The sequence below is a fragment of the Novosphingobium sp. MD-1 genome (assembly GCF_001014975.1).
In the GTDB taxonomy this organism is placed as follows: Bacteria; Pseudomonadota; Alphaproteobacteria; order Sphingomonadales; family Sphingomonadaceae; genus Novosphingobium.
In genome coordinates, this window is record NZ_BBXA01000030.1 from 222868 (window position 1) to 247546 (window position 24679).

General features: G+C 66.0%; 22 protein-coding genes. 13 read left to right on the forward strand and 9 right to left on the reverse strand.

Translation table 11 applies throughout. The annotated features are described in order from the left end of the window. The first annotated feature begins 55 nt into the window (after positions 1-55). The 7 genes from NMD1_RS14155 (at position 56) to NMD1_RS14185 (ending at position 8372) form a co-directional block, all read left to right on the forward strand. Positions 56-1705, forward strand: a complete 1650-nt coding sequence (locus NMD1_RS14155) for an electron transfer flavoprotein-ubiquinone oxidoreductase (protein WP_125955235.1) — start codon at positions 56-58, stop codon at positions 1703-1705. A 60-nt stretch (positions 1706-1765) separates the two neighbouring features. Then, complete coding sequence (locus NMD1_RS14160; RefSeq protein ID WP_125955236.1) at positions 1766-2197, forward strand: endonuclease domain-containing protein; 432 nt, start codon at positions 1766-1768, stop codon at positions 2195-2197. After that, positions 2194-3018 (forward strand): 4-(cytidine 5'-diphospho)-2-C-methyl-D-erythritol kinase, encoded by an 825-nt coding sequence (locus NMD1_RS14165; protein WP_375600803.1) that lies wholly within the window; start codon positions 2194-2196, stop codon positions 3016-3018. Before NMD1_RS14160 ends, NMD1_RS14165 begins: the two co-directional genes overlap by 4 nt. Continuing rightward, complete coding sequence (locus NMD1_RS14170; protein ID WP_125955238.1) at positions 3015-3737, forward strand: N-formylglutamate amidohydrolase; 723 nt, start codon at positions 3015-3017, stop codon at positions 3735-3737. The genes NMD1_RS14165 and NMD1_RS14170 overlap by 4 nt, the downstream gene beginning before the upstream one ends. Before the next feature lie 121 nt (positions 3738-3858). Further along, positions 3859-5724: a dihydroxy-acid dehydratase gene (gene ilvD, locus NMD1_RS14175; RefSeq protein ID WP_124809805.1), complete on the forward strand. Its 1866-nt coding sequence runs from the start codon at positions 3859-3861 to the stop codon at positions 5722-5724. Between the two features lie 36 nt (positions 5725-5760). Then, a complete protein-coding gene (locus NMD1_RS14180; protein ID WP_125955239.1) occupies positions 5761-7170 on the forward strand; it encodes an NAD(P)H-hydrate dehydratase in 1410 nt (469 codons plus the stop codon). Then, positions 7167-8372 (forward strand): class I SAM-dependent RNA methyltransferase, encoded by a 1206-nt coding sequence (locus NMD1_RS14185; RefSeq protein ID WP_125955240.1) that lies wholly within the window; start codon positions 7167-7169, stop codon positions 8370-8372. Before NMD1_RS14180 ends, NMD1_RS14185 begins: the two co-directional genes overlap by 4 nt. 4 nt (positions 8373-8376) lie before the next feature. Here the strand turns inward: NMD1_RS14185 and NMD1_RS14190 are convergent, their stop codons facing one another. From NMD1_RS14190 to NMD1_RS14210, 5 genes are all read right to left on the reverse strand, one after another. Then, positions 8377-8805: an MAPEG family protein gene (locus NMD1_RS14190; RefSeq protein ID WP_124809808.1), complete on the reverse strand. Its 429-nt coding sequence runs from the start codon at positions 8803-8805 to the stop codon at positions 8377-8379. Positions 8806-8836: 31 nt separating this feature from the next. Next, entirely contained in the window at positions 8837-9265 is a 429-nt protein-coding gene (locus NMD1_RS14195) for an MAPEG family protein (protein WP_125955241.1), read from the reverse strand. A 78-nt stretch (positions 9266-9343) separates the two neighbouring features. After that, the gene (locus NMD1_RS14200; RefSeq protein WP_125955242.1) at positions 9344-10009 is read right to left on the reverse strand and encodes a class I SAM-dependent methyltransferase; all 666 of its coding nucleotides are present in this window, start codon (positions 10007-10009) and stop codon (positions 9344-9346) included. Continuing rightward, the gene (locus NMD1_RS14205; protein WP_124809811.1) at positions 10006-11223 is read right to left on the reverse strand and encodes a DUF3419 family protein; all 1218 of its coding nucleotides are present in this window, start codon (positions 11221-11223) and stop codon (positions 10006-10008) included. Before NMD1_RS14205 ends, NMD1_RS14200 begins: the two co-directional genes overlap by 4 nt. 78 nt (positions 11224-11301) lie before the next feature. Then, entirely contained in the window at positions 11302-12303 is a 1002-nt protein-coding gene (locus NMD1_RS14210) for a threonine/serine dehydratase (RefSeq protein ID WP_125955243.1), read from the reverse strand. A 75-nt stretch (positions 12304-12378) separates the two neighbouring features. Between NMD1_RS14210 and NMD1_RS14215 the strand changes: the two genes are divergently transcribed. From NMD1_RS14215 to NMD1_RS14235, 5 genes are all read left to right on the forward strand, one after another. Beyond that, positions 12379-13590, forward strand: a complete 1212-nt coding sequence (locus tag NMD1_RS14215) for a saccharopine dehydrogenase family protein (RefSeq protein ID WP_125955244.1) — start codon at positions 12379-12381, stop codon at positions 13588-13590. Then, the gene (locus tag NMD1_RS14220; RefSeq protein ID WP_125955245.1) at positions 13590-13952 is read left to right on the forward strand and encodes a hypothetical protein; all 363 of its coding nucleotides are present in this window, start codon (positions 13590-13592) and stop codon (positions 13950-13952) included. The genes NMD1_RS14215 and NMD1_RS14220 overlap by 1 nt, the downstream gene beginning before the upstream one ends. A gap of 10 nt (positions 13953-13962) precedes the next feature. Further along, complete coding sequence (locus NMD1_RS14225) at positions 13963-15156, forward strand: carboxynorspermidine decarboxylase (protein ID WP_125955246.1); 1194 nt, start codon at positions 13963-13965, stop codon at positions 15154-15156. 70 nt (positions 15157-15226) lie between these two features. Then, entirely contained in the window at positions 15227-16453 is a 1227-nt protein-coding gene (locus NMD1_RS14230; RefSeq protein ID WP_125955247.1) for a serine hydrolase, read from the forward strand. A 173-nt stretch (positions 16454-16626) separates the two neighbouring features. Next, a complete protein-coding gene (locus NMD1_RS14235; RefSeq protein ID WP_125955248.1) occupies positions 16627-17832 on the forward strand; it encodes a type III PLP-dependent enzyme in 1206 nt (401 codons plus the stop codon). 168 nt (positions 17833-18000) lie between these two features. Here the strand turns inward: NMD1_RS14235 and NMD1_RS14240 are convergent, their stop codons facing one another. From NMD1_RS14240 to NMD1_RS14250, 3 genes are all read right to left on the reverse strand, one after another. Beyond that, positions 18001-20913, reverse strand: coding sequence for a TonB-dependent siderophore receptor (locus NMD1_RS14240; protein ID WP_124809818.1), 2913 nt, complete (start codon positions 20911-20913; stop codon positions 18001-18003). Positions 20914-21108: 195 nt separating this feature from the next. Next, entirely contained in the window at positions 21109-22290 is a 1182-nt protein-coding gene (locus NMD1_RS14245; protein WP_124809819.1) for a diguanylate cyclase, read from the reverse strand. 95 nt (positions 22291-22385) lie between these two features. Further along, on the reverse strand, positions 22386-23087 hold the full coding sequence (locus NMD1_RS14250) for a GcrA family cell cycle regulator (RefSeq protein ID WP_125955249.1): 702 nt from the start codon (positions 23085-23087) through the stop codon (positions 22386-22388). Positions 23088-23245: 158 nt separating this feature from the next. Between NMD1_RS14250 and NMD1_RS14255 the strand changes: the two genes are divergently transcribed. Further along, complete coding sequence (locus tag NMD1_RS14255; RefSeq protein ID WP_125955250.1) at positions 23246-24115, forward strand: ABC transporter permease; 870 nt, start codon at positions 23246-23248, stop codon at positions 24113-24115. Positions 24116-24173: 58 nt separating this feature from the next. On the opposite strand, the gene hspQ is transcribed toward NMD1_RS14255, so the two are convergent. Next, positions 24174-24560 carry a heat shock protein HspQ gene (hspQ, locus tag NMD1_RS14260; protein WP_124809830.1) on the reverse strand — a complete coding sequence of 129 codons (387 nt, stop codon included), beginning with the start codon at positions 24558-24560 and terminating at the stop codon, positions 24174-24176. Positions 24561-24679 lie beyond the last annotated feature (119 nt).

The following is a 24679-nucleotide window of genomic DNA, read 5'->3' on the forward strand; positions in this document are numbered from 1 at the left end:
CAGCTTTCAAGGCACTAACACGTTCAGCGCGCAATTAAGAACACGGAGCAGGGGAATGAGCGAACGGGAATCGATGCCTTATGACGTCGTCATCGTCGGCGGCGGTCCGGCCGGGCTGGCGGCATCCATCCGCCTGAAGCAGATCAATCCCGAACTGTCCGTCTGCCTCCTGGAAAAGGGGTCGGAGATCGGCGCGCATATCCTGTCGGGCGCGGTGGTCGATCCGAAGGCGCTGGACGAACTGTTGCCCGAATGGCGTGACCAAGGCTGCCCGATGGCGGAAGTGCCCGTTACGGACAACTGGCACTGGGTGCTGACCCGCACTGGCAAGATGGCGATCCCGCACTGGCCGATGCCGCCGTTCATGTCGAACCACGGCAACTACACCGGCAGCCTGGGCAACCTGTGCCGCTGGCTGGCCGAACAGGCCATGGAACTGGGCGTCGAAATCTTCCCCGGCTTCCCGGCGGCCGAAGTGCTGTTTGACGAGAACGGCGCGGTCATGGGCGTGGCCACCGGCGACATGGGCGTCGGCCGTGATGGCGAGAAGAAGGCCGATTACCAACCCGGCATGGAACTGCATGCCAAGTACACCTTCTTTGCCGAAGGCGCGCGCGGGCACCTGACCAAGCGGCTGAAGCAGCACTTCGATCTGGAGCGGAACTGCGAACCGCAGGTCTATGGCATCGGCATCAAGGAACTGTGGGACATCGATCCCGAAAAGCACGTTCCGGGCCGCGTGCTGCACACGCAAGGCTGGCCGCTTTCGGAAAGCAACACCTGGGGCGGCGGGTTCCTCTATCATCAGGCGAACAACCAGGTCGCGCTCGGCTTCGTCACCGCGCTCGATTACGCCAACCCCTATGTCTATCCGTTCGAGGAATTCCAGCGCTGGAAGCAGCACCCGGAAATCCGCAAGATACTCGAGGGCGGCCGCCGCGTGTCCTATGGCGCGCGCGCGATCAACGAAGGCGGCTGGCAGTCCGTGCCGGAGCTGGCGTTCCCCGGCGGCGCGCTGATCGGCTGCTCGGCCGGCTTCGTCAACGTGCCGCGCATCAAGGGCAGCCACACCGCGATGAAGAGCGGGATGCTCGCGGCCGAAGCCGCCGCCGCCGCGATCGCGGCCGGGCGCGAGAAGGACGCGATGGCCGAATACGATGCGGCCGTGCGCGAAAGCTGGATCGCCACCGAACTGAAGAAGGTGCAGAACGCCCAGCCGCTGATCGCCAAGTTCGGCGGCGAACTCGGCACCGTGCTGGCGGGCACGGACATGTGGCTGCGCACGATTGCCGGCTTCGGCCTGTGGAAGCCGCTCAAGCACCACAAGGATGCCGAAGCGACGCAGCGCGCCGATCTGTTCAAGCCGATCGCCTATCCCAAGCCCGATGGCGTGATCAGCTTCGACCGCCTGACCTCGGTGTCGTTCTCCTACACCAACCACGAGGAGGACCAGCCGTGCCACCTCGTGCTCAAGGACCCGACGGTGCCGACGCGGATCAATCTGCCGCTCTATGCCGGGCCGGAGCAGCGCTATTGCCCGGCGGGGGTCTATGAGTTCGTCGGCGTGGAGGAAGGCGAACCGCGCCTGCAGATCAACGCGCAGAACTGCGTCCACTGCAAGACCTGCGACATCAAGGACGTGACCCAGAATATCGACTGGGTGACGCCCGAAGGTGGCGGCGGGCCGAACTACCCGAACATGTAATTATGGTCCTCCCCGTTATGGGGAGGGGGACCATCCGCAGGATGGTGGAGGGGCACGGGCATGATCACCGGACCCGGGCGGATAGTCAAACTCGCGCGGAAACTGCGTAGCGAGATGACTCTGCCCGAGGTTATTCTGTGGCGAGCCTTGCGCCTTCGGCCGGGCGGCTTCAAGTTTCGCCGCCAGCATCCGGCAGGAAACTATATCCTGGATTTCTATTGCGCGCGCTTGAGCCTTGCGATCGAAATCGATGGCGTGGTTCACGATGCGGCTGGTCGGATCGAACATGATGCTGTCCGCTCGCATTTTTTACGTTCGCAGGGTATCGCGACGCTCAGGATACCTGCCAGAGTGGTGCTGGAAGACCTGAACCTTGTGGTGACGCGGATTGTCGTTGTTTGTGAAGAGCGCTCGGCAAGGCTTGCCGCGAAAGCGCGGGTGCCCCTCCACCATCCTGCGGATGGTCCCCCTCCCCGTTTCGGGGAGGAATGACGATGCGTGAAACCGCGCGTGAAACCGCCTATGCCAAGATCAACCTTGCGCTGCATGTCCGTCGGCGGCGCGAGGATGGGTATCATGAACTGGAAACGCTGTTCGCCTTCGTCGATGCGGGCGATGAACTGCGGGCCGGTCCGGCCGATGCCGACAACCTTGCCCTGACAGGCGAGTTCGCCGCGCAGCTTTCCGGTGGGGATGGAAACATCGTGCTGGAGGCGCTGGCCGCGTTGCCCCATGGCGGCGGCTGGGCGGTGTCGCTCGACAAGCGCCTGCCGGTGGCGGCGGGGCTGGGCGGCGGCTCGGCCGATGCGGGTGCGATCTTCCGCATGGTGGAGCGGCATCACGGCCTGCCCGAAGGCTGGCAAGCACTCGCCGCGCGGTTGGGAGCGGATGTGCCCGCCTGCGTCGCCAGCACGGCCTGCATCGGGCGCGGTACGGGCACCGAACTGGAGCCGATCGCCAACGATCTGGCTGGCGTTCCGGTGCTGCTGGTCAATCCGCGCGTGCCGCTTGCGACCGGCCCCGTGTTCCGGGGCTGGGACGGGCGCGATCGCGGGCCGATGCCCACGGGCGATGTCCGCACCATCGCGCTGGATGGCCGCAACGATCTGGAGCCGAGCGCGCTGGCGCTGGTGCCGCAGGTGGGCGAGGTGCTGCGCGTGCTGGGGGATACTAGTCCGCTTCTGGCGCGCATGTCCGGCTCCGGCGCGACCTGCTTCGCGCTGTACGAAAGCGAGGCCGCCCTGGCGGCGGCGGTCGACCGGCTCGACAGGGCGCATCCGCAGTGGTGGAAACTGGCGGGGAAACTGCGATGACCGACGCCTTCCGTCTTCTCGGCACGCCGCGTTTCGGCGGGATCATGGTGGTGTCGGACCATGCCTCCAACCGCGTGCCCGATGATATCGACCTCGGCATCGATCCCGCGCTGCTCGACCAGCACATCGCGGTGGACATCGGCGTCGCCGGCATTGCCGAACGGATGGTGGAGCGGCCGGGCATCGCCGCATTCCTCGGCAATGTCAGCCGGCTGGTGTGCGATTTCAACCGCGAGGAACACGCGCCCGCCGTCATTCCGATCGCCAGCGACGGGCACGCCATTCCCGGCAACGCGCTGGATCACGCGGGGCACGAGGCGCGGCTGGCGCGGTTCTTCCGGCCCTATCACGCGGCGCTGGCCGATACGCTGGATGCCGCGCCCGCCGCGCTGATCCTGTCGCTGCACAGCTTCACGCCACGGCTGGCAACCAGCGACGAACCGCGACCATGGCATATCGGCGTACTCTACAACGAGGATGATCGCGCTGCGCGCATCGCGATTCCGCTGCTGGAGGCCGAAGGGCTGATCGTGGGCGATCAGGAGCCCTATTCCGGCCGCCTGCTCAATGCCACGATGAACCGCCACGCCGAAGCGGAAGGCCGGCCCTATCTGGGCGTGGAAGTGCGGCAGGATCAGGTTGGCACGGCGGAAGGGCAGGCGCGCTGGGCCGATCTGCTGGCGCGTGTCGCCAATCAGGTTGCGCTTGAAATCAGCTAGGGATTCCGGGCCTCGCCGCGCCGGGCGGCCTTGAAAATTATCCTTCGACTGGCCCTCTCGCGTGGAGTAGGGGGCGGGTTTGAGCCTGTGATTTTCGAGTCAGTTGCCGGAGTTCCTACCCATGCCAGCCTATCGTTCGCGCACGTCCACCCATGGTCGCAACATGGCGGGGGCCCGGGGGCTGTGGCGCGCGACGGGCATGAAGGACAGCGATTTCGGCAAGCCGATCATCGCGGTGGTGAACAGCTTCACCCAGTTCGTGCCGGGCCACGTCCATCTCAAGGATCTGGGCCAGCTCGTCGCCCGCGAGATCGAGGCGGCGGGCGGCGTCGCCAAGGAATTTAACACCATTGCGGTGGATGACGGCATCGCCATGGGCCACGATGGCATGCTCTATTCGCTGCCCAGCCGCGATCTGATCGCCGACAGCGTGGAATACATGGTCAATGCCCATTGCGCCGACGCGATGGTCTGCATTTCCAACTGCGACAAGATCACGCCGGGCATGCTGATGGCGGCGATGCGGATCAACATCCCGGTCGTGTTCGTTTCGGGCGGGCCGATGGAAGCCGGCAAGGTGGTGCTGCGCGGCAAGGAACACGCGCTGGACCTGATCGACGCCATGGTCGCCGCCGCCGACGAATCCTACACTGACGAGGAAGTGCAGACCATCGAACGGTCCGCCTGCCCCACCTGCGGTTCGTGCTCGGGCATGTTCACCGCCAATTCGATGAACTGCCTGACCGAGGCGCTGGGCCTGTCGCTGCCGGGCAACGGATCGACGCTGGCCACCCACGCCGATCGCGAACGCCTGTTCCGCGAAGCCGGGCGCCTGGTGGTGGACTTGTGCAAGCGGTATTACGAGGACGAGGACGAGACCGCGCTGCCGCGCGCGATCGCCAGCTTCGCCGCGTTCGAGAACGCGATGAGCCTCGACATCGCGATGGGCGGTTCGACCAACACCGTGCTGCACCTGCTGGCCGCCGCGCAGGAAGCGGGCGTCGATTTCACCATGACGGACATCGATCGCCTCTCGCGCCGGGTGCCCTGCCTGTCGAAAGTCGCGCCGGCGAAGGCCGATGTTCACATGGAGGACGTCCACCGTGCCGGTGGTATCTTCGCGATCCTGGGCGAGCTTGACCGGGCGGGACTGCTGAACACCGACCTGCCGACCGTCCACAGCCGCACGCTGGGCGATGCGCTCAACCAGTGGGACATCGCGCGCACCAATGCGCCTTCGGTGCAGGAATTCTTCAAGGCCGCGCCCGGTGGCGTGCCCACGCAGACCGCCTTCAGCCAGAACCGCCGCTGGGATTCGCTCGATCTCGATCGCGAGAGCGGCGTGATCCGGTCGGCCGAACACGCCTTCAGCAAGGACGGCGGGCTGGCGGTGTTGACCGGCAATATCGCGCTCGACGGCTGCATCGTGAAGACGGCGGGCGTCGATGAATCGATCCTGAAGTTCTCCGGCCCGGCGGTGGTGTTCGAAAGCCAGGACGCGGCCGTTACCGGCATCCTGACCGGGCAGGTCAAGGCCGGCGATGTCGTGGTGATCCGCTACGAAGGGCCGAAGGGCGGGCCGGGCATGCAGGAAATGCTCTATCCCACCAGCTACATCAAATCGAAGGGGCTGGGCAAAGCCTGCGCGCTGATCACCGACGGGCGCTTTTCCGGCGGCACGTCGGGCCTGTCGATCGGCCATGTCTCGCCCGAAGCGGCCGAAGGCGGCGCGATCGGGCTGGTGCGCAACGGCGATCGCATCGACATCGATATCCCCGCGCGCACGATCAGCCTGGCGGTGTCGGACGCGGAACTGGCGGCGCGGCGCGCGGAGATGGAAGCGACGGGCGATGCAGCGTGGAAGCCGCTGAAGCCGCGTGCGCGCAAGGTTTCGGTGGCGCTGCAGGCCTATGCCGCGATGACCACCAGCGCCGCGAAAGGCGCGGTGCGCGACATTTCGCAGCTCAAGCCTGCCCCGCGCGGCTGAGCGGGCCGGCAGGGTTGAAGGGGGGCGGGGCCAACCATGCCGCAACACCGTGCATCCGTCCTGAGACAGGTGCTCACCGTCGCGCAGATGCGCGCGGCCGAGGAAGCGCTGATCACCACTGGCACCAGCGTGGAAGCGCTGATGGACGTAGCCGGCCGCGGCGCGGGGGAATATGTCCGCCGGATCGCGGCGGGCCGTCCGGTGACCGTGCTGTGCGGACCGGGCAACAACGGTGGCGACGGCTATGTCATCGCGCGCCATTTGCAGGAGCATGGCACCCCCGTCACCGTGATCGCCGCGCGCGATCCGGGGACGGACGCCGCGCGCAACGCGCGTGGCCTGTTTACCGGCACGGTGCTGGGGCCGGACGCGGCCGTGCATGGCGAGGTATTTGTCGATTGCCTGTTCGGCAGCGGCCTGACGCGCGCGCTGCCCGACGACCTTCTTGCGTTGTTGCAGCGTCTGGCGGCGGCGCATCATTTCAGGATCACGGTCGATCTGCCCAGCGGGGTCGAGAGCGACAGCGGCCGGCCGCTCAACGAGGGGCTGCCGGACTGGGACCTGACCGTGGCGCTGGGCGCATGGAAGCACGCGCATTTCGCGATGCCGGCGGTGGCGGCGATGGGGCATTTGCGGCTGGTCGATATCGGCGTGGCGGCGGTGCCGGGCGCGGCGGCGGTGCTGGACAAGCCCGCGTTTCGCGCGCCGCCCGCCGATTCCCACAAGTACCGGCGCGGCCTGCTGGCCATTGTGGCGGGCGAGATGCCCGGTGCGCCTCTGCTGTCGGCGGAAGCGGCGCTGCGGGCGGGCGCCGGCTATGTGCGCCTGCTGGCCGATTGGCGGCCCGACGGCGTGCCGCCCGAACTGGTCTGCGCGGAAGACGTTGCCACGGGCATCGCCGATGAACGCATCGCGGCGTTGCTGGTCGGGCCGGGGCTGGGCCGGGGGCAGACCGCCCGCGCGCGTTTGGGCGCGGTGGTTTCGCGCGGATTGCCCACGGTGATCGATGCCGATGCGCTGATGCTGCTGGGGCCGGACCTGCCCTTGCGCGCGGCGTGCGTACTGACGCCGCACGAGGGCGAGATGGCCGCGCTGGAACGGGCCTTCGGCTTATCGGGCGCGGCCCTTCGGCGAGACCGCGCCGGGGCGCTGGCGCGCGCGAGTGGCGCCGTGGTGCTGCTCAAGGGACCGGACAGCCTCATTGCGGCCCCCGATGGCTCGATCACGCTCGCGCCGCGCGCGTCGAGCTGGCTGGCGGTGGCCGGATCGGGTGACGTGCTCGCCGGGATGATCGCGAGCCGGCTAGCCATGCATGGCGATGCCGTGCGCGCCGCGCAGGAGGGGCTGTGGCTTCACGGTGAGGCGGCGCGGCTTGCTGGCCCCGCCTTTACCGCGCTCGATCTGGCCCGTGCGACGCGGCTGGCGGTGCGGGCGGCGATCGCATGACCGGCCCGGCCTTGATCGTCCGCGTCGCCGCGAAAGGCGAAGGCGCCACCGCCGACGGACGCTATGTGGCGCTGGCCGCTCCGGGCGACGTGCTGGAGGCCGATGGCACGCTGACGCGGGGGCCGGAGCATGTCGATCCGGCCTGCCGCCACTTTCCCGCGTGCGGTGGCTGCCAGTTGCAGCACCTCTCCGAAAAGGCGTTGGTGGACTACGTGGAGGATCGCGTTGCTGGTGCTGCGCGAGGGCAGGGGCTTGAGGCCGAAGCGATCCTGCCCGCGCACCTCTCCCCGCCGCACACGCGCCGCCGCGCCACGCTGCACGCGCAAGCCATCGGCCGGCGCGTGGTGCTGGGGTTCCGCGAACAGGGATCGCACCGGATCGTGGACATGCGCGAATGCGCGGTGCTGGCACCGCAACTGTTCGCGCTGGTGGCGCCGTTGCGCAAGCTGCTGGAAGGCTGGAACGATCGCAAGCTCGCGGTCGATATCGAACTGGCGCTGGCCGATCAGGGCGTTGCGGTGGGGTTGCAGGGCCTGGTCGCCGAAGGTCTGCGCCAGACCGAAGCGCTGCTGGATTTCGCGCGCGACAATGGCCTTGCGCGCCTCACGCTCGATTCCGGTTATGGCGCGGAGACGGCCTGGGAGCCGGAGCCGGTTACCATCACGCTGGGCGGAACCCCGGTCGCGCTGCCGCCGGGCGGCTTCCTTCAGGCCACGCAGGATGGGGAAGCCGTGCTGGCGTCGGCTGCGCGCGCATGGCTGGCCGATGCGCTGACGGTGGCCGATCTCTTTTCCGGGTTGGGGACCTTCGCCTTCGCCCTTGCCGGGCCGGGCACCAAGGTTTTGGCCGTCGAAGCCGCGCGCGATGCGCACCTGGCCTGCCAGTCCGCCGCGCGGATGAACGGGCGGCCGGTCCATGCCCTGCACCGCGATCTGTTCCGCAACCCGCTGCGCGCCGAGGAACTCGATCGCTTCGGTGCGGTGCTGCTCGATCCGCCGCGTGCCGGCGCGCGCGAACAGGTGGCGCAGATCGCCGAAAGCCGCGTGCCGCGCGTGGTCTATGTCAGTTGCAACCCGGCAAGCTGGGCGCGCGATGCGGCCACGCTGATCGCCGGCGGATACAGGCTGGCCGAACTGCGCCCGGTGGGCCAGTTCCGCTGGTCGACTCACGTCGAACTGGCCAGCCTGTTCCTCAAGGGTTGAGCGGTCAGAACACCGCCAGCGCGGCGTGGACGACCAGCGCCATCAGCACGAACGTCGACAGCGCGAACAGCGCAAACCGTACCAGCACGCGGTTGACCGTTGCCTGCACAAGGCTGTGTACCACGCGCAGGCCGGCATAGCTCCAGCCCAGCGTGGCGTTCAGGCCATCGCCATGGCCGGTGATCGCCAGCACCAGCGCCACCGCGTAGAACACGGTCGGTGCTTCGTGCAGGTGGTTGTAGTTGTGGGCGATCCACTGGATATTGGGTGGCAGAACGGCATCGAGATCCTTGCCGGTGCCGCCAACGAGGTTGGCGCTGTCGATTTTCGCGGCGTTCATCGCGGGGATGCGTTTGGCGTACATCCACAGCCACATCACCATGGTCCACGCCGCCAGCAGCACCACCGGTTTCAGGATGGTCATTCCGATCATTGGCATTCTCCCCCTCTTTTGAATTTGCGTGTCAGATGACGACGGTTGCCAGCACGGCCCGGACCGCAAGGCCGATCAGGCAGAACGTGGAAAGGCTGAACAGCACGAACCGCACCGGAACGCGGTTGACCGTCGCTTGCCACAGCGAATGGATCACGCGCAGGCCGACATAGCCCCAGGCCAGCCCCACATCGATCCGGTCAGCCCCGGCGATCGCGAGGATCGCGACCACCGCGTAGAACAGCGTCGGCTGCTCCATCAGGTGCGTGTAGTTGTGCGATTTCCAGTTCACCACCGGCGGCAGCACGCCTTCCAGATCCTGCCCGCGTCCGCCCGGCTTGGCATTGGCCATGCCGCCGATCCGCGACAGCGCGGGCAGGCGCGTGGCCGCGGCCCATCCCAGCATGATCAGCGACCACGCCACCAGAACGGCGGCCGGCGCCAGCATTGCCTGTTGCATCGTTGTCCTCTCCACCCGTTTCAAGCAGGAAGACTGTGGACAGCGGGATCGATTGTCAAATGCAACCGGTATGCGGCGTCAGTCCGTTTCCGGCCGGCGCAGCGTGATGATGCGGTAGTAACCCAGCGGTCCGCGCCGGGAGCGCACCGTAAGGCCGCGCGCCTGGGCCACGGCTTCGGCGGATTCCACCAGATCGAGCCGGGGCGTGACATGGAAACGGGCCAGCCAGCCGTTGAGCACGGCGCGTAAGGGGCGGGGGAGGCCCTCCAGATCGCCGAAGTCGACGATATGGAGCTTGCTGCCCGGCGCCAGCACGCGCGCCGCCTGATCGATCGCCGCACGCCAGTCGGGGATCATCGACAGCGCGAAGGAAATCATCACATGGTCGAACTGGCCGATGCCGAACAGGGCGGCCGGATCGAAGTCGGTCGCATCACCCAGCGCCAGCCGCGCATCGGTGCCAAGCCGGGCTTGCGCCGTTTCCAGCATCTGCGTGGATATGTCGAAACCGTGCAGTCGCACCCACGGCCAGCGCGATCCGATCCGGTCCAGATTGCGCCCGGTGCCGCAACCGACTTCCAGCACGCTTTGCCCCGGTGTGCAGCCCATTCGGTCGATCAGCGTATCGCGGCCGAACAGGTAGTATTTGCGCGTCGCGTCATAGATGTGGCGCTGGCGGCGATAGATCGAATCCATCAGCGCGCCGTGCGATCCCGTCGTGGGGCGGGTGAGTATCGTGCTCATGCCAGTTCGTAGAGGTGGACGCCGCCGTAGATCGACGAGCGATCGCGCGTGGTCAGATCAAGCGACAGGGCATCGTGATAGCGCCAGCGCGCCAGCAGCGCGTCATCGACACGGCCCGGCAGCAGGCTGGGTGCCGCGGCGGTGCGGAACAGCACCCGCGCGCCGGGGCGGGCGGTGCGGGTGATTTCTTGCCACAGCGCGTTGAGCTGGCCGTCGGTCATCCAGTCCTGCGCGTCGAGCAGCACGTAGCGATCGAGCGAGGCCGCGTCCTGCTGCGCCAGGTGTTCGGTCATGTTGGCGTGGCGCACCGTCACCCGTTCGGCGCGCTGGCGCACGGCGTTCCAGTTCGCTTCCTGCAGGTAGGGTGGCAACGGACATTCCGGCGCCTTGCCGTACCCGCGCGAAAAGGCCTGCCAGGCGAAATAGTTGTCGTTGATGGCGAAGCCGCAGGCCAGCTTTTCCAGCCGCTGGCGCAGCACGGCCGCCATCGGCTGGTCGCCGGCCAGCGCATCGAACTGCGCCGGGGGAATACCAAGACCGAACAGCGAGGCCGGCTGGTCGGTCAGCCAACGCACGAAACGGCGGTCGAACACCGGGGCCAGCTTTTCCTCGAACACGCGGCGTTGCTCCTCCAGCGTCGGCGCGGCGAGGATTTCCGAAAGGTCGATGCGGTACAGCTTCGCCAGAAGGTGCGCCACGCCGATGAAGTTGCCGAGCAGCCCGCGCTTGTAGATGCCTTTGCTGAAGCCGCCGATGCGGCGGCGTCCAGTCAGGTCGCGGCCTTCCCAGTAGCGGCGGCTGACATCGTCGAGGTGCGGGGCCACCCATTCGCGGTAGGCGGCGATGTTGGCGCGGCTGTCGGCATCGGCGAAGAAGCGGCGGAACAGCGCGTGGCTGGGCAGATGCCGGGCCGAGGCGAGCTTGAGCCGGTTGAGTGCGATATGCGCGGTGTTGAGATCGACGGCGGTGATCGCCTGCGGATCGGCAACGAGATAGGACAGCACGTTGCAGCCGCCGCTGGCGATGGCGACCATCCGGCTGTCGGGGCGAATCTGCAGCGCCTCCATGTCCACTTCGGGATCTTCCCAGATCTGGGCATAGACGAGGCCCCGAAACGCGAGGGCAAACGTGTGATCCAGCAGGCGGTTGGCCACTCCCGAACCTTTGCGGACCACCGAACGGGTAATCGGATGAGCGCGCGCTCTCTCCAGCATTGCGAAACCTCGGACATCGCCAATGGGTGACGCGCGATTAGGCTTCGGACGTTGCGGTATTGTGGCAGAAGGTCCGGTTCAGCCGGATGAGTCGATCACCTGCAGGAAAGAGGCGGGATCGACGTTTCCGCCCGACAGCAGCACGGCGGTGCGCCCGTCGGCCGGCACCTTGTCCGCCAGCACGGCCGCCAGCGCCGCTGCGCCGCCCGGCTCGATTACCAGTCGCAGTTTGGTGAACGCCAGGCGTTGCGCGGCGCGCACCTCGGCCTCGCTCACGGTCACGCCCTTCAGCCCGCGCGCCGTCATCACCTCGAAATTTACGGGGAAGGTCACTGGGGTCTGCAAGGCGTCGCAGGCGGTTGGCGGCGGGTTGGCGTCAAGCGGCAGGATATGCCCCACCGCCAGGCTGCGCGTGACGTCGTCCCAGCCTTCCGGCTCCACCGGTACGATTTCCGCATCGGGGCAGGCGAGGGCGAGGCCGGCAGTCAGCCCGCCGCCACCGCAAGGACAGACGATCCGCGTGGGCGCGCCGCCGGCCCGCGCTTCCATCTGCGCCGCCAGTTCGATGCCGGCCGAACCCTGCCCTTCGATCACCCAGGGATCGCCATAGGCGTGGACCAGCACGGCCCCGGTTTTCGCGCAGAGATCGGCGGCGATGGCATCGCGCGATTCGCGCATCCGTTCGTAGAGCACGATCTGCGCGCCCAGTGCCCGCGTCGCTTCCAGCTTCACCCCCGGCGCGTCGGACGGCATCACTATCGTGGCCGCCACGCCCAGCCTGCGCGCGGCCCAGGCCACGCCCTGCGCGTGGTTACCGCTCGATACCGCCACCACGCCGCGGGTGCGCTCCTCCGCCGTCAGATCGCTCATCCGGTGCCACGCACCGCGGATTTTGAACGCGCCGACGGGTTGCAGGCTCTCTACCTTGCACCAGATTGTCACACCGTTGACATCGAGCGGCAGCATCGGGGTTTGTGGCAGGATGTCCGCGATCTTCGCGCTCGCTCGCCGCACGCCATCGCGGGTGGGGCGGCGGACGGAAGCGGGGCCTGAGGAAGAAGGAGGACTTGGGTTTGTCATTCCTATCCCCTAAAGGCGCTTGCCATGAATGTCCCGCGCCGTGCCGCGCGGCGGTTGAAAATGTTTGGAGAACCCATGGCTAAAGTACTCGTCATCGGCGCAGGCGGCGTCGGCTCGGTCGCGGTCCACAAGATGGCGATGAACCCGGATATCTTTGGCGAAGTGGTTCTCGCCAGCCGCACCAAGAGCAAGTGCGATGCGATCGCCGCTTCGGTGAAGCAGCGCACCGGGCGCGACGTGGCGACCTACCAGATCGATGCCGACGACGTGGCCGCGACGACCGCGCTGATCCGGGAGGTCAAGCCCGCCCTCGTCGTCAACCTGGCGCTGCCGTATCAGGACCTGGCGATCATGGACGCCTGCCTTGCCGCCGGCGTCAACTATATGGACACCGCCAACTACGAACCGCGCGAGGAAGCGAAGTTCGAATACAAGTGGCAGTGGGCCTATCAGGAAAAGTTCAAGGCCGCCGGCCTGATGGCGCTGCTGGGCTCGGGCTTCGATCCGGGCGTGACCAGCGCGTTCGCGATGTGGCTCAAGAAGCACAAGCTCAAGACCATCCGCACGCTAGACATTCTCGATTGCAACGGCGGCGACCACGGCCAGCACTTCGCCACCAACTTCAACCCGGAAATCAACATCCGCGAAGTGACCGCGCCCGCGCGCCACTGGGAGAACGGCGACTGGGTGGAAACCCCGGCGATGGCGGTGAAGCAGACCTTCGATTTCGAGGCGGTCGGCCCGAAGAACATGTACCTGATGTATCACGAGGAGCTGGAAAGCCTGGCGAAGTTCATTCCGGAAATGGAGCGCGCGCGCTTCTGGATGACCTTCGGCGATGCCTATATCACGCACCTCACCGTGCTGCAGAACGTGGGCATGACGCGGATCGACCCGGTGATCTACGAAGGCAAGGAGATTATCCCGCTCCAGTTCCTGAAGGCCGTGCTGCCTGAACCGTCGAGCCTTGGTTCCACCACCAAGGGCAAGACCAACATCGGCGACATCGCCACGGGCGAGGCGCTGGACGGTTCGGGCGAGAAGACCTTCTACATCTACAACATCTGCGATCACGAGGACGCCTATGCCGAAACCGGCAATCAGGCGGTCAGCTACACCACCGGCGTGCCGGCGATGATCGGCGCCGCGCTGATGGTGCAGGGCGTGTGGAAGGGGGAGGGCGTGTTCAACATGGAACAGTTCGATCCCGATCCCTACATGGACATGCTGAACAAGCACGGCCTGCCCTGGCAGGTGAAGGAACTGGAAGGACCGCTGGCATTCTGATGCGCCGTCTGCTGATCAGCCTTGTCGCCTGCCAGGCGCTGGCGGCTTGCGCGCCGGCCAAGGCGCCGGCGGCGCCTTCCGCACCCGTGGCGCAATCCGGCCCGTCGTGCGCGGCGAGTGGCGGGTTCCTCGAGCGGCGCGGGCGCCTAGGCGCCGAATTGTGCGTCCATCGCTATGCCGATGCGGGCAAGGCCTGCCACGACAAGGCCGATTGCCAGGGACGCTGCATTGCCGATCGCGAGGGCGGACTGCCCGCCGCCGGTGAACCTGCATCGGGGAAGTGCCAAGCCGATGACCGGCTGTTCGGCTGCTTCGCCGAAGTGCGGGACGGCAAGGCGCAGCCCGGCCTCTGCATCGACTGAAGGACTGCCCATGGAAACCAGAGCCGGTGATCCGGGCGCGTTCGCCCATTTTGACCTGTCGCGCGTGGATAGCCCCGCGTTTGTCGTGGACGCGGCCCGGCTGCGCGCCAATCTGGCGGTGCTGGCCGACGTGCGCGACCGGGCGGGGATCAAGGTTCTGGCGGCGCTCAAGGCGTTCTCGATGTGGCGCGTCGCGCCCATCGTCGGCCAGTACCTCGATGGCGTCTGCACTTCCGGCCTGTGGGAAGCCAAGCTCGCCGACGAGCACTACAGCGGCGAGATCGCGACCTATTGCGCGGCCTACAAGGCGGAGGACCTGCCCGAGATCCTGCGCCTGTCCGACCATGTGATCTTCAATTCGCCGGGCCAGCATGCGCGCTTCTCCGGCGAGCTTGCCGCCGCGCGCAGCGCTGGCGAGCGCTTCGACGTGGCCTTGCGCATCAACCCGCTCCACGCCGAAGGCGAAGTGCCGCGCTACGACCCATGCGCGCCGCATTCGCGCCTGGGCTTCCCGGTCGATCAACTGACCGACGCGCATATGGAAGGCGTGACCGGGCTGCACTTCCATTCGCTGTGCGAGCAGGACTTCGAGCCGCTGCAGCGCACGTGGGAAGCACTCAAGCCGCGTATCGAACGGTTCTTCCCGCGCCTTGAATGGCTGAACTTCGGTGGCGGCCACCACATCACCCGCGCCGATTACCAGCGCGATGATCTGGTGGCGTTCCTGCAGCAGGTGAAGGCCGAAACCGGGTGTGAAATCTATCTCGAACCGGGCGAGGCGGTGGCACTGGATGCCGGAATCCTCGTGGGCACCGTGCTTGATACCCACTGGAACGGGATGCCGATCGCCATCACCGATATTTCCGCGACCTGCCACATGCCCGACGTGCTGGAAGCGCCCTACCGTCCCGCCATGCTGGGCGAGCGGCCAACGGACGAATACGAAGGCGGGGAAGGGGAAGCCGTGCGGCTGGGCGGTCCTTCGTGCCTTGCCGGCGACGTGATCGGCGATTTCCGCCTGCCGGTGCGGGCCGAACCCGGCGCGCGCTTCGCGTTTCTCGATCAGGCGCATTACTCGATGGTCAAGACCACGACGTTCAACGGCGTGCCGCTGCCATCGATCTGGCTGTGGGACAGCGAAACCGACGCGCTCGAATGCGTGCGGCGCTTCGCCTACGAGGATTTTCGCGACAGGCTTTCCTGATCGGGAGGGCTGGCCTGAACGGGCACCCTGGGGCATGTTCCTTTCCGAAAACGAAAACGGAGAGGGTTGAATGCCGGACAAGCTGCTCGATGCGATCACCAGCGATCCCGTGACGATGGGCTGGATGCAGGGTTCGCCCCCTGCGCCGGACAAGCGCCTGTTGGCCGCGCGCGCCGATCACATGCGTTTTCCCACCACGCGCTGGGCGTTTTCCCATATGCGCGAGTTCACGCCGACCGCGCGCGTTGCCGGCGCGGGCGGAACGCCGCTGCCCCGCGCCGTCGATGATGATCTGGACGGGGTGCGCTTCGCGCCGCTGGGGCGCGAGGGAACGATCACGATCGGAGAGGCGCTGCTGGAGGCCTTCACCGATGGAATCCTCGTGCTCCATCGCGGCCGGGTGGTGTTCGAACGCTGGTTCGGCGTGACCGGACCGGAAACGCGCCACATCGCCTTTTCCATGACAAAGAGCTTCGTCGGTACGCTGGCCGAGATGCTGATCGAGGAGGGCCAACTTGATCCCGCCGCTCCCGCGCTGGACTATGTGCCGGAACTGGCCGGCAGCGGCTTTGCCGATGCCACGGTGCGGCAGATCCTGGACATGACGACCGCGATCGATTTTTCCGAGGATTATGCGGATCCTTCCTCGGGCATCGGCGCGCTCAGTGCTGCGCTGGCGCTCACGCCCCGCCCCGCGGGCTACGCCGGCCCCTCGTGCCTGCCCGATTTCCTGCCCACCATCCGCAAGGCGGGCCAGCACGGCGAGGCGTTCGTCTATCGCACCGCCAACACCGATGTCCTCGCCTGGATCATCGCCCGGATCGAGGGCCGGCGCCTGCATGAAACGCTGTCGGAACGCCTGTGGCGGCCGCTGGGCTTGCCGGGCGACGCGGACATGCTGCTGGACCCGGTGGGGACGCCGTTCGCCGGGGGAGGGCTCAACCTGCGGCTGGAAGACCTGGCACGGTTCGGGGAGGCAATCCGCACCGGCGGGGCGGGCGTGATCCCACCAGCCGTGATCGCGCGCATCCGCGCAGGGGGCGATCCGGCGAAGTTCAACCTCGCCGGGCGTTACCCCGAATTGCCGGGTTGGAGCTATCGCAGCCAGTGGTGGATCAGCCACGACGAACACGGCTGTTTCTCGGCGCGGGGCATCCATGGGCAGACGTTGTGGATCGACCCGGAGGCGGAGATGGTGATCGCACGATTCGCCTCGCACCCCGTGGCCGCGAACAGCGCCAACGCCGCCGTTTCGCTGCCCGCCTGGCGCGCGCTTGCGCAGGCGCTGAAACCCTGAAAACACTGGATTCCGGCAGCTTGTGTTTCAGTTCAGTGACAAGGATTTGAAGCGCGAAGATTTTCACTTGAAGTTCACAACGGTAGCCTTATGTACCCCCTCTCGCTGCCCCATGGGGACTTCCAAACCGCAAGGCAGCTTTGTTCAACTGTTCCGTTTGGGGGTCCCTTGAGTTGCACATCTATCCTGACGCACTGGCTGTAGTTGGCGCCTCGGCGCCTGACCAACCCGCCATTCTGAATCGCCCGCACGCTGCTGCGCGCGCTGCCCGCTTCTTTGTCGAGAAGTTTCCGGGCAAGTCGCTCTATGCGGTGAAGGCGAATCCTTCGCCCGAGCTTCTGCGCGTGCTGTGGGATACCGGCGTGACGCACTATGACGTTGCCTCGATCACCGAGGCGCGGCTGGTGCGCACGACGCTGCCCGAAGCCACGCTGTGCTTCATGCATCCGGTCAAGGCATCCGGCGCGATCCGCGAGGCCTATCGCGATCATGGCGTGCGCGTGTTCAGCCTCGATTCGCTCGAGGAACTGGAGAAGATCAAGGCGGCCACGGCTGACGACGCCGGCAACGCAGCCGAAGACCTCACGCTGTGCGTGCGGCTGCGCGTGTCGTCGGAATATTCGGAACTGAGCCTCGCTTCGAAGTTCGGTTGTGATCTGGCCGATGCGGCGGAATTGCTCCAGGCCACGCGCCAGGCGGCGGATTCGCTGGGCGTGTGCTTCCACGTGGGCAGCCAGGCGATGAGCCCCCATGCCTATGTGCAGGCTTTGGAAAAGGCGCGCGCGGCGATCGTCGATGCCTCGGTCCTCGTCGACATCATCGACGTGGGCGGCGGTTTCCCGTCGATCTATCCGGGCATGGAGCCGCCGCCGCTGGAGGACTACTTCGGCGTGATCGACCGCACGTATGAATCGCTGCCGGTGTCCTATTCGGCCGAACTGTGGTGCGAGCCGGGCCGGGCGCTCTGCGCGGAATACAATTCGATGATCGTGCGCGTCGAAAAGCGCCGCGGAGACGAGCTGTACATCAACGATGGCGCCTATGGTGCGCTGTTCGATGCCGCGCATGTCGGCTGGCGCTTTCCGGTGAAGCTGCTGCGCGAAGAGGCTTCGGACGAATTCGTGCCGTTCAGCTTCTATGGCCCGACCTGCGACGACATGGACCACATGGACGGTCCGTTCGAACTGCCGGCGGACATCAAGGCGGGCGACTACATCGAGATCGGTATGCTCGGGGCCTATGGTGCGGCGATGAAGACCGCGTTCAACGGCTTCGGCGCGACCGAGGTGTTCGAGGTGTCGGACGAACCGATGGCCAGCCAGTATCGCGGCGATCGGCGCGATCCGCGCGTTTCGGATAACGTCGTCTCGCTGCGCTGATACCGTTCCGCCGCTGCGGACCGGAAAGAAAAGGCCCCGCCGATGGCGGGGCCTTTTTCGTTTGCCGTCCGTGACAGGCCGGATGCGGGGAGCGGCCCCTGCAGTTTGGCAAGGCCGCCCGGGAAGGATGCCCTGCGTGGTGCAGGGCATCCTCCTCCCCGGACATGGTCAGAACTTCACGCGCGCGCCGGCGTAGAACGACGTGCCGATGTCCTCGGTCGGATAGAGGATTGATCCGAGGTCAGGCTTCTGGTTGAACAGGTTGCTGATCCCGCCATAGAACTGGAAGTTCTTCTGCACATCGACGCTGGCGTAGATGTTGTGGACGGCGCGCGGCTTGAAATACTTGTATTCCGGCGCGACGTAGTTGGGGTTGTTTGCCTGCTGCACCAGCGTGTAGCGCAGCGTCTTGTCCCACCAAGACATGTTGTAGTTGAACGCGAAGCGGCCCGTGGAATAGGTCGCGCTCGCATAGAGCTGGTACTTGGGCGAGTAATAGTAAGCCTGTCCACGCTCGTCGGTCGGCTCGGCGCCCGGCGTGCCGATGGTGCTCAGCTTGTTGAGATAGCTGCCGATCAGCTTCAGCTCGAACGCGCCGATCTTCTTCACCGCGAAGCGGTAATTCAGGTTCACGTCGAGGCCGGAAGTGCGGAAATTCGCGACGTTCTGGGGCTGCAGCGTGAAGTCGTCGATCAGGCCGGTGCCGCTGGCGCGATGGATCGCGGAGCAGAACTGGTTGTTGATCGTCGGCTGGTCGACGCACAGTTCGGCAAGCTGCTGCGCTTCGACCGTGTTGATCGCTTGCTTCAGCTTGATGTCGTACCAGTCGAACGACACCTGCAGGCCCGGCACGAAGCGCGGAGTCAGCACGACACCGGCCGTCCACGTCCGCGCGACTTCAGCACGCAGGCCCGAGTTGCCACCCTGCGTTCCCGCGATGTTGGTCGATCGCGTATCATCGAACGCGGCGATCTGCGCCGGCGTCAGCCCGGCTTGCGACAGGATAGCCTGGCAGTTGGCCGCGCGGCTTGACGTGCCCGCCGAACGGTTGGCGACGATGCAGGGATCATCGAAGAACGCGAAAGTCTGCGATGATGCGCCGTAGAGTTCCGAGATGTTCGGCGCGCGAACGGCTTGCGAGATGGTACCGCGGAAGCGGATGTCGCGCACCGGTGCCCAGTTGCCGTCGAACTTCCAGGTGGTGGTGTGCCCGATCGACGAATAGTCCGACAGGCGCACCGCCGCGCTGAAATCGAGCGTCTGGAAGAAGGGCCGGTCCTTGAACACCGGAACATCGATTTCCGCGAAGCCTTCCTTCACGTCGAACGATCCGCGGCTGGGGTTCAGCACGTTCGAGAACGTCAGGCCCTGCACTTCCAGCGGATCGGGGTCGAAGCGCGAGCTTTCCTTGCGGTATTCGCCGCCCAGCACGAAGCCGACCGGGCCGCCCGGAAGCGAGAAGAAGCTGCGCGTATCGCCACTGACGAAGCCGTTCACCACATGCTGCGTGATGCGCGAATGCTCGGTGGTATTGGCGTGGATGAAATCCAGCGCGGCCTGCGAGGACTTGCCTTCGCCGAACAGGTTGAACGGTACGCATGCGCCGGGCTTGAACGTGATGGCCGGCGCCGCCGTAGGATCGAGATTGACCCGGCAGGTGATCTTGCCGGTGCCGTCGTCCACGGCATCGATCGCGGCCATGAACCGGTCGGTGTACCGATCGTTGACGTAATGGTTGGTAACGTTGGTCTGCCCGAAGACATAGCTGACTTCGTAGTGCAGGCTTTCGTTCAGATCGCCCCGCGCGCCGACCACGGTCCGCCAGGTTTCGCGCTTGATGCTTTCGCCGCGCTGGCCAAGGTCGAAATTGTCGCGCGTGACGAGCACGCCGCCGTTTGCCGGATCGATCGCCGACTTGATCGCGGCCGGGATGTAGGGGTTGTCCTCCGGCACGAACAGGTAATAGTCGAACGTAGGCTGGGCCAGCGAATAGGCCTTGACGTTGGCGTACTTGACCTCGCCGAACAGTTGCAGCTTGTCGGACACGTCGAAGTGGCCGAGCAGGTTGACGACGTGGCGGTTGGTGGAAGGGCGCAGGTCGTTGCGATAGTCGGAAACCAGCGTGTCGTCGCTGCCGACCGAATAGCCGCCGGGAATTGCGGTTCCGAGATTGTAGGGCCGTCCATCGCCGTTGAAGTCGGGAACGCCATCGAAATCGACATCCACCGCCCCGCCGCGGGCGGTCCACTGATAGCGGACATCCTTCATTGGTATGCGGGAGTAGGAGCCAGGCTGGCCCGCCACGTAGTTGGGATTGCGCACGAAGCTCACGGCATCCGTGCCGCTCAGTTCGGGCCGCTGTCGGGAATTCAGCCGATCCTCTCCGCCATATTCGTAGGCGATCGAGATATTGCCACGTCCGCCCGCGAAATTGTGGCCAGCCGTGATGCCGATCAGCCTGTTTCCGGCATCGCCGTATTTGCTGATGCCGGCCTGCGCGCGCGCGGTGATGCCCTCGAAGTTCTTCTTGAGCACGAAGTTGACCACGCCGGTGACGCCATCGGCGCCATAGACGGCGGAAGCGCCGCCGGTGAGCACGTCGATCCGATCGATCAGGTCTTCGGGAATGGTGTTAATGTCTACCGCCTGCGAACCTTCGAGGCCCGAGACATGGCGGCGGCCGTCAACCAGCACCAGCGTGCGATCGACACCCAGATTGCGCAGGTTGAGCAGGTTGAGACCGGTCGTGCCGATGCCGGCGCGATCGCCCGAGTTGTCGCGCGACGTCGACGAGCCAACCAGCGCGGGCAGGCCGGTGAGGAAGTCGGTGAGGTTGGTGGTGCCGGACTGCTGCAGGAGTTGCGAGCCGAGCGATACGGTAGGGCTGGCGGTCGCGTAGTCCGTCGTGCGGCGCAGGCGCGATCCGGTCACCACGATTTCCGGCTGGGCCGCTTCGGTTGCACCGTTTTCGGCCGCCGTCTGTGGCGCCTCCTGCGCAAACGCGGCAGCGGGAGCCAGCAAGGCGGCAGCAATGGCGGACCGGGCCAGTCCACTGGCCAGGGCGTTGAGATGGGTTTTCATGGTTGCCTCTGAAACTTTGGATATATGATTTTGCTGGGAAAGACGGCAATTTTGCAACGCAAAAGACCGTTGCGCGTGAAGCTCGTGGCAACCTGTTGCAAACGCGAGACACAATTTGATGTTAACCAGACACGATTGGGCACAAAAATGCCGTCGCCGTTGAACGCCCCTTGTCCTTTCGGCTGAAGCCGATCGTCAGGCCGCGGCTTCGAACCCGTGGCCGCCGCCGCGCGCGATGACGATCTGGTTGCGACCGCTTTCCTTGGCGACATAGAGCGCTTCGTCGGCTGCCTTCAGCGCCGCGCTCTTGTCGGCGTAGGAGAACAGGTCCGCCAAGCCGGCCGAGAAGGTCACGCTGCCGAAGGGCAGGTCGGTAACGCGGTTGACGAGCCGGCGCTGCGCGATTTCCTCGCGCGTCGCGTCGAGTTTCCTGAAGGCCTTTTCCACCGTGATGCCGCGGAACAGCACCGCGAATTCCTCGCCGCCGTGCCGCGCGACATAGCAGCGCGCATCCGAAATCTTGTCGAGCGATTCCGCGACGAACTTCAGCACACGATCACCGGCCGGGTGGCCGTGTACGTCGTTTATCCGCTTGAAGTGGTCGATGTCGCAGAAGGCGATGGCCAGCGCCTCGCCGGATGCCAGCGCTTCGCGATATTCGCGCTCCAGGAGATGTTCGAACGCGCGGCGATTGGGCAGGCCGGTCAAGTGATCGTGATTGGCCACCTGGCGCGTTTCGTCCAGCGTCCGCTGCAGTTCGCGCGTGCGCTGTTCGCTTTCGCTCAGCTGCTTCTCGATCTGGTGCGTGCGGTCGATCATCGCTTCGGTCAGCTTCGCCAGGCGCGAGATGACGGCGTTGGTTTCGCTCGCTTCCTCGAGTTCGTCAAAGTGCTCGCGCAGGGCGCTGTTGTATTCGCTGGTCGCCGACCGCGCGCCCGCCGTTGTCTCACCCAGCTCGTCGAGGCTCCGCTCGAGACGGTTCATCAGCGAGGTGAGCACTTCGGTGCTCTTGTCGTTGTCGTGCTCGCGCGCGACTTCTTCCAGCCAGCGCAGGTTCACCAGCTGACCGGCTTCGGTGCGTTCGAGGATCAATTGCGCCAGGCGGGGGCTCGCGCCCGTGACGCAGTCATAGGCGACGCCCAGCGTGAACGGCAGGACATCGAGATCATGATCGATCAGGAAATCGGTGATCTTGCCCAGCATTCGCCGCTTGGCGGGCAGCCAGACTTCCTGCGGGGTCGGATCGCGATAGAAGTGCGCCGCGCCTTCTTCCGGGTGCGATCCGGTTGAGGAAGCATCAGCATGCTCTTCATGGGCAAGGCCAAGCCAGGCCAACCATCGCGCCTTACGGGGGAAGCTGGGGTCATGATCGGTCATGCCCCACAGGACGGCGGGATCGCGCTATAGTTAATCCCTCCGATGCGGATTTCCCTGATTCCGCCACCGCATCGGAAGAATGCGGTTCCTCAAGGTTAGCGCACCCGCGGACCGCCGAATGGCATGGGCGGCGGCGGACGGCGATGCCCACGCGGAAGCTGCGCCTGATAGGCGCGTCCGCAATGCTCGACGCAATAGGGGAAGCCGGGGTTCACTTTCTCGCCACAGAAATGGAAATCGGGCTCGCCCGGATGGCCCATTGGCCAGCGGCAGATGCGATCGTTCAGGTCGAGCAGGCTGGTCTTTTCCGCCACTTCGGGGCTGGGGCGGGCGGGAACGAGCCGGCGGGGCGGAGCCGGCGGAATGGGGGCCTGCTGATCGCCAGGGCCCTGGCGCAGGAAGCCTCCGGGGCCGACCGACACGATCCGTGGTTGGGGAGCGGCGGGAGCTGCAGGCGCGTCTGGCGTGGCACCGGCGGGCGCGGCTGGCGCAGGACGCGGAGCCGGAGCGGCTGCGGCGACGGGAGCGCTGGGCGGAGCGACGGCAGCGGGGCGCGGCGCTGGCGCGGCGGCACGCGGTTCGGCCGATGCCGGGCGGACGACCTTGGGCGTCGAAGGAGTCTCGGCCTTTTCATTCGCCTTCACCGGCGACGGCCGCGCCTTCAGCCCCAGGCGATGGGCCTTGCCGATCACGGCATTGCGGCTGACGCCACCGAGTTCCTCGGCGATCTGGCTGGCGGTTGCGCCGCCTTCCCACATCTTCGTCAGCTTCTCGATCCGCTCTTCGGTCCAGCTCATGCCCGTGCCAATCCTTCGTATAAAACCTTGCGCGATCCGCGTTTCCGCCATCGGCGCCCAATCGTGTTCCCCAACGCGGGGACGCCCCCGCGCCAGCTTTGTCACGCCGTTGCCGCCAGCCCTTGTCAGAGGCAGGCTGGCGCGATACCGCATCTGCCATGGCAGATCAAATCACGTCCCGCGCAGGGGGCGACAACCGGTATCACGGCAGCTTTCCGCAACCTGGGCAACCGATTTTCCGCGGTTTCAACCGGCTGGGATTGTGGACCCTCTATATGAAGGAGGTGCGGCGGTTCTTCAAGGTGCAGACCCAGACGATCTGGGCGCCGGCCGTCACCACCTTGTTGTATCTGGCGATCTTCACGCTCGCGCTTGGCGGTGGAGGGCGCGTGGTGCTGGGCGTGCCGTTCGCCAGCTTCGTGGCGCCGGGCCTGATCGCCATGGGCATGATCAACAATGCCTTCGCCAATTCGAGCTTCAGCTTCCTTGCCGGCAAGATCCAGGGCACGATCATCGACTATCTGATGCCGCCGGTTTCCGAAGGAGAACTGCTGCTGGCGCTGGTCGGCGCGGCGGTTACGCGCGCCGTCCTGGTCGGCCTTGCCGTGACGGCGGCGATGATGCTGTGGCCGGGCGTGCATCTGGAGGCAAAGCACCCTTGGGCGATCGTGTGGTTCGGGCTGATGGGCGCAACGCTGCTGGCGCTCATCGGCGTGCTGACCTCGATGTGGGCGGAAAAGTTCGATCACAACGCGGCGGTCACCAATTTCATCATTACGCCGATGTCGATGCTTTCGGGCACGTTCTACGTGATCGATCGGCTGGCCCCCGCGTTCCAGGCGATCAGCCGGGTCAATCCGATATTCTATGTGATTTCCGGTTTCCGCTTCGGCTTTCTCGGGGCAAGCGACATTGGCGACAGCAACCTTGCCGTGTTGCACGGCGCGATCGGCCTGGGCGTGCTGAACGTAGCGCTGGCGGGCGTCACGTATGCGCTGTTGCGGTCAGGCTGGAAGCTGAAAAGCTGACGTCGACGGGGGAACGCGGGCGAGGCGCCGATGCGCCAGCCCGCCCCCGCCGATCCACTTAGTGGGAAAGGCTCCGGCGCAGGCGATAGCGGCCGTTGCGATAGCCATCGAACATCTCGTCGAGCGAAGGGTGCTCCACCGGTCCGGTGTCGGGATCGGCCATCAGGTTCTGCTGGCTGACATAGGCCACGTAACTGCTCTCCTCGTTTTCGGCGAGGAGATGGTAAAAAGGCTGGTCGCGCGGCGGGCGCATGTCGGCCGGGATGGATTCATACCATTCGTCGCTGTTGGCGAAGACCGGGTCGATATCGAAGATCACGCCACGGAAATCGAACAGCCGGTGCTTCACGACATCACCGATCGCGAAGCGCGCCGTGGCGACGTGAGGTGCCGAAACATGCCGACCGGCCTGCTGCGAAAAGTAGCGGGCCTGATCCGTGTCCATGGAGGGAATATGGGGCATGGCAGCAATATAGGGCGCGGCGCAGGGCGAAACAAGCGAGCCCTTGTGCATTGCGTCATCTTTCTGCTTGGCAAGCCCCAATCCATGCGCTAACGGCGCGC

Bases quoted from the DNA above. Each gene is read 5' to 3' on its own strand.
- NMD1_RS14155 (WP_125955235.1), top strand. From the start codon at position 56: ATGAGCGAACGGGAATCGATGCCTTATGACGTCGTCATCGTCGGCGGC.
- NMD1_RS14160 (WP_125955236.1), top strand. From the start codon at position 1,766: ATGATCACCGGACCCGGGCGGATAGTCAAACTCGCGCGGAAACTGCGT.
- NMD1_RS14165 (WP_375600803.1), top strand. From the start codon at position 2,194: ATGACGATGCGTGAAACCGCGCGTGAAACCGCCTATGCCAAGATCAAC.
- NMD1_RS14170 (WP_125955238.1), top strand. From the start codon at position 3,015: ATGACCGACGCCTTCCGTCTTCTCGGCACGCCGCGTTTCGGCGGGATC.
- ilvD (WP_124809805.1), top strand. From the start codon at position 3,859: ATGCCAGCCTATCGTTCGCGCACGTCCACCCATGGTCGCAACATGGCG.
- NMD1_RS14180 (WP_125955239.1), top strand. From the start codon at position 5,761: ATGCCGCAACACCGTGCATCCGTCCTGAGACAGGTGCTCACCGTCGCG.
- NMD1_RS14185 (WP_125955240.1), top strand. From the start codon at position 7,167: ATGACCGGCCCGGCCTTGATCGTCCGCGTCGCCGCGAAAGGCGAAGGC.
- NMD1_RS14190 (WP_124809808.1), bottom strand. From the start codon at position 8,805: ATGATCGGAATGACCATCCTGAAACCGGTGGTGCTGCTGGCGGCGTGG.
- NMD1_RS14195 (WP_125955241.1), bottom strand. From the start codon at position 9,265: ATGCAACAGGCAATGCTGGCGCCGGCCGCCGTTCTGGTGGCGTGGTCG.
- NMD1_RS14200 (WP_125955242.1), bottom strand. From the start codon at position 10,009: ATGAGCACGATACTCACCCGCCCCACGACGGGATCGCACGGCGCGCTG.
- NMD1_RS14205 (WP_124809811.1), bottom strand. From the start codon at position 11,223: ATGCTGGAGAGAGCGCGCGCTCATCCGATTACCCGTTCGGTGGTCCGC.
- NMD1_RS14210 (WP_125955243.1), bottom strand. From the start codon at position 12,303: ATGACAAACCCAAGTCCTCCTTCTTCCTCAGGCCCCGCTTCCGTCCGC.
- NMD1_RS14215 (WP_125955244.1), top strand. From the start codon at position 12,379: ATGGCTAAAGTACTCGTCATCGGCGCAGGCGGCGTCGGCTCGGTCGCG.
- NMD1_RS14220 (WP_125955245.1), top strand. From the start codon at position 13,590: ATGCGCCGTCTGCTGATCAGCCTTGTCGCCTGCCAGGCGCTGGCGGCT.
- NMD1_RS14225 (WP_125955246.1), top strand. From the start codon at position 13,963: ATGGAAACCAGAGCCGGTGATCCGGGCGCGTTCGCCCATTTTGACCTG.
- NMD1_RS14230 (WP_125955247.1), top strand. From the start codon at position 15,227: ATGCCGGACAAGCTGCTCGATGCGATCACCAGCGATCCCGTGACGATG.
- NMD1_RS14240 (WP_124809818.1), bottom strand. From the start codon at position 20,913: ATGAAAACCCATCTCAACGCCCTGGCCAGTGGACTGGCCCGGTCCGCC.
- NMD1_RS14245 (WP_124809819.1), bottom strand. From the start codon at position 22,290: ATGACCGATCATGACCCCAGCTTCCCCCGTAAGGCGCGATGGTTGGCC.
- NMD1_RS14250 (WP_125955249.1), bottom strand. From the start codon at position 23,087: ATGAGCTGGACCGAAGAGCGGATCGAGAAGCTGACGAAGATGTGGGAA.
- NMD1_RS14255 (WP_125955250.1), top strand. From the start codon at position 23,246: ATGGCAGATCAAATCACGTCCCGCGCAGGGGGCGACAACCGGTATCAC.
- hspQ (WP_124809830.1), bottom strand. From the start codon at position 24,560: ATGGACACGGATCAGGCCCGCTACTTTTCGCAGCAGGCCGGTCGGCAT.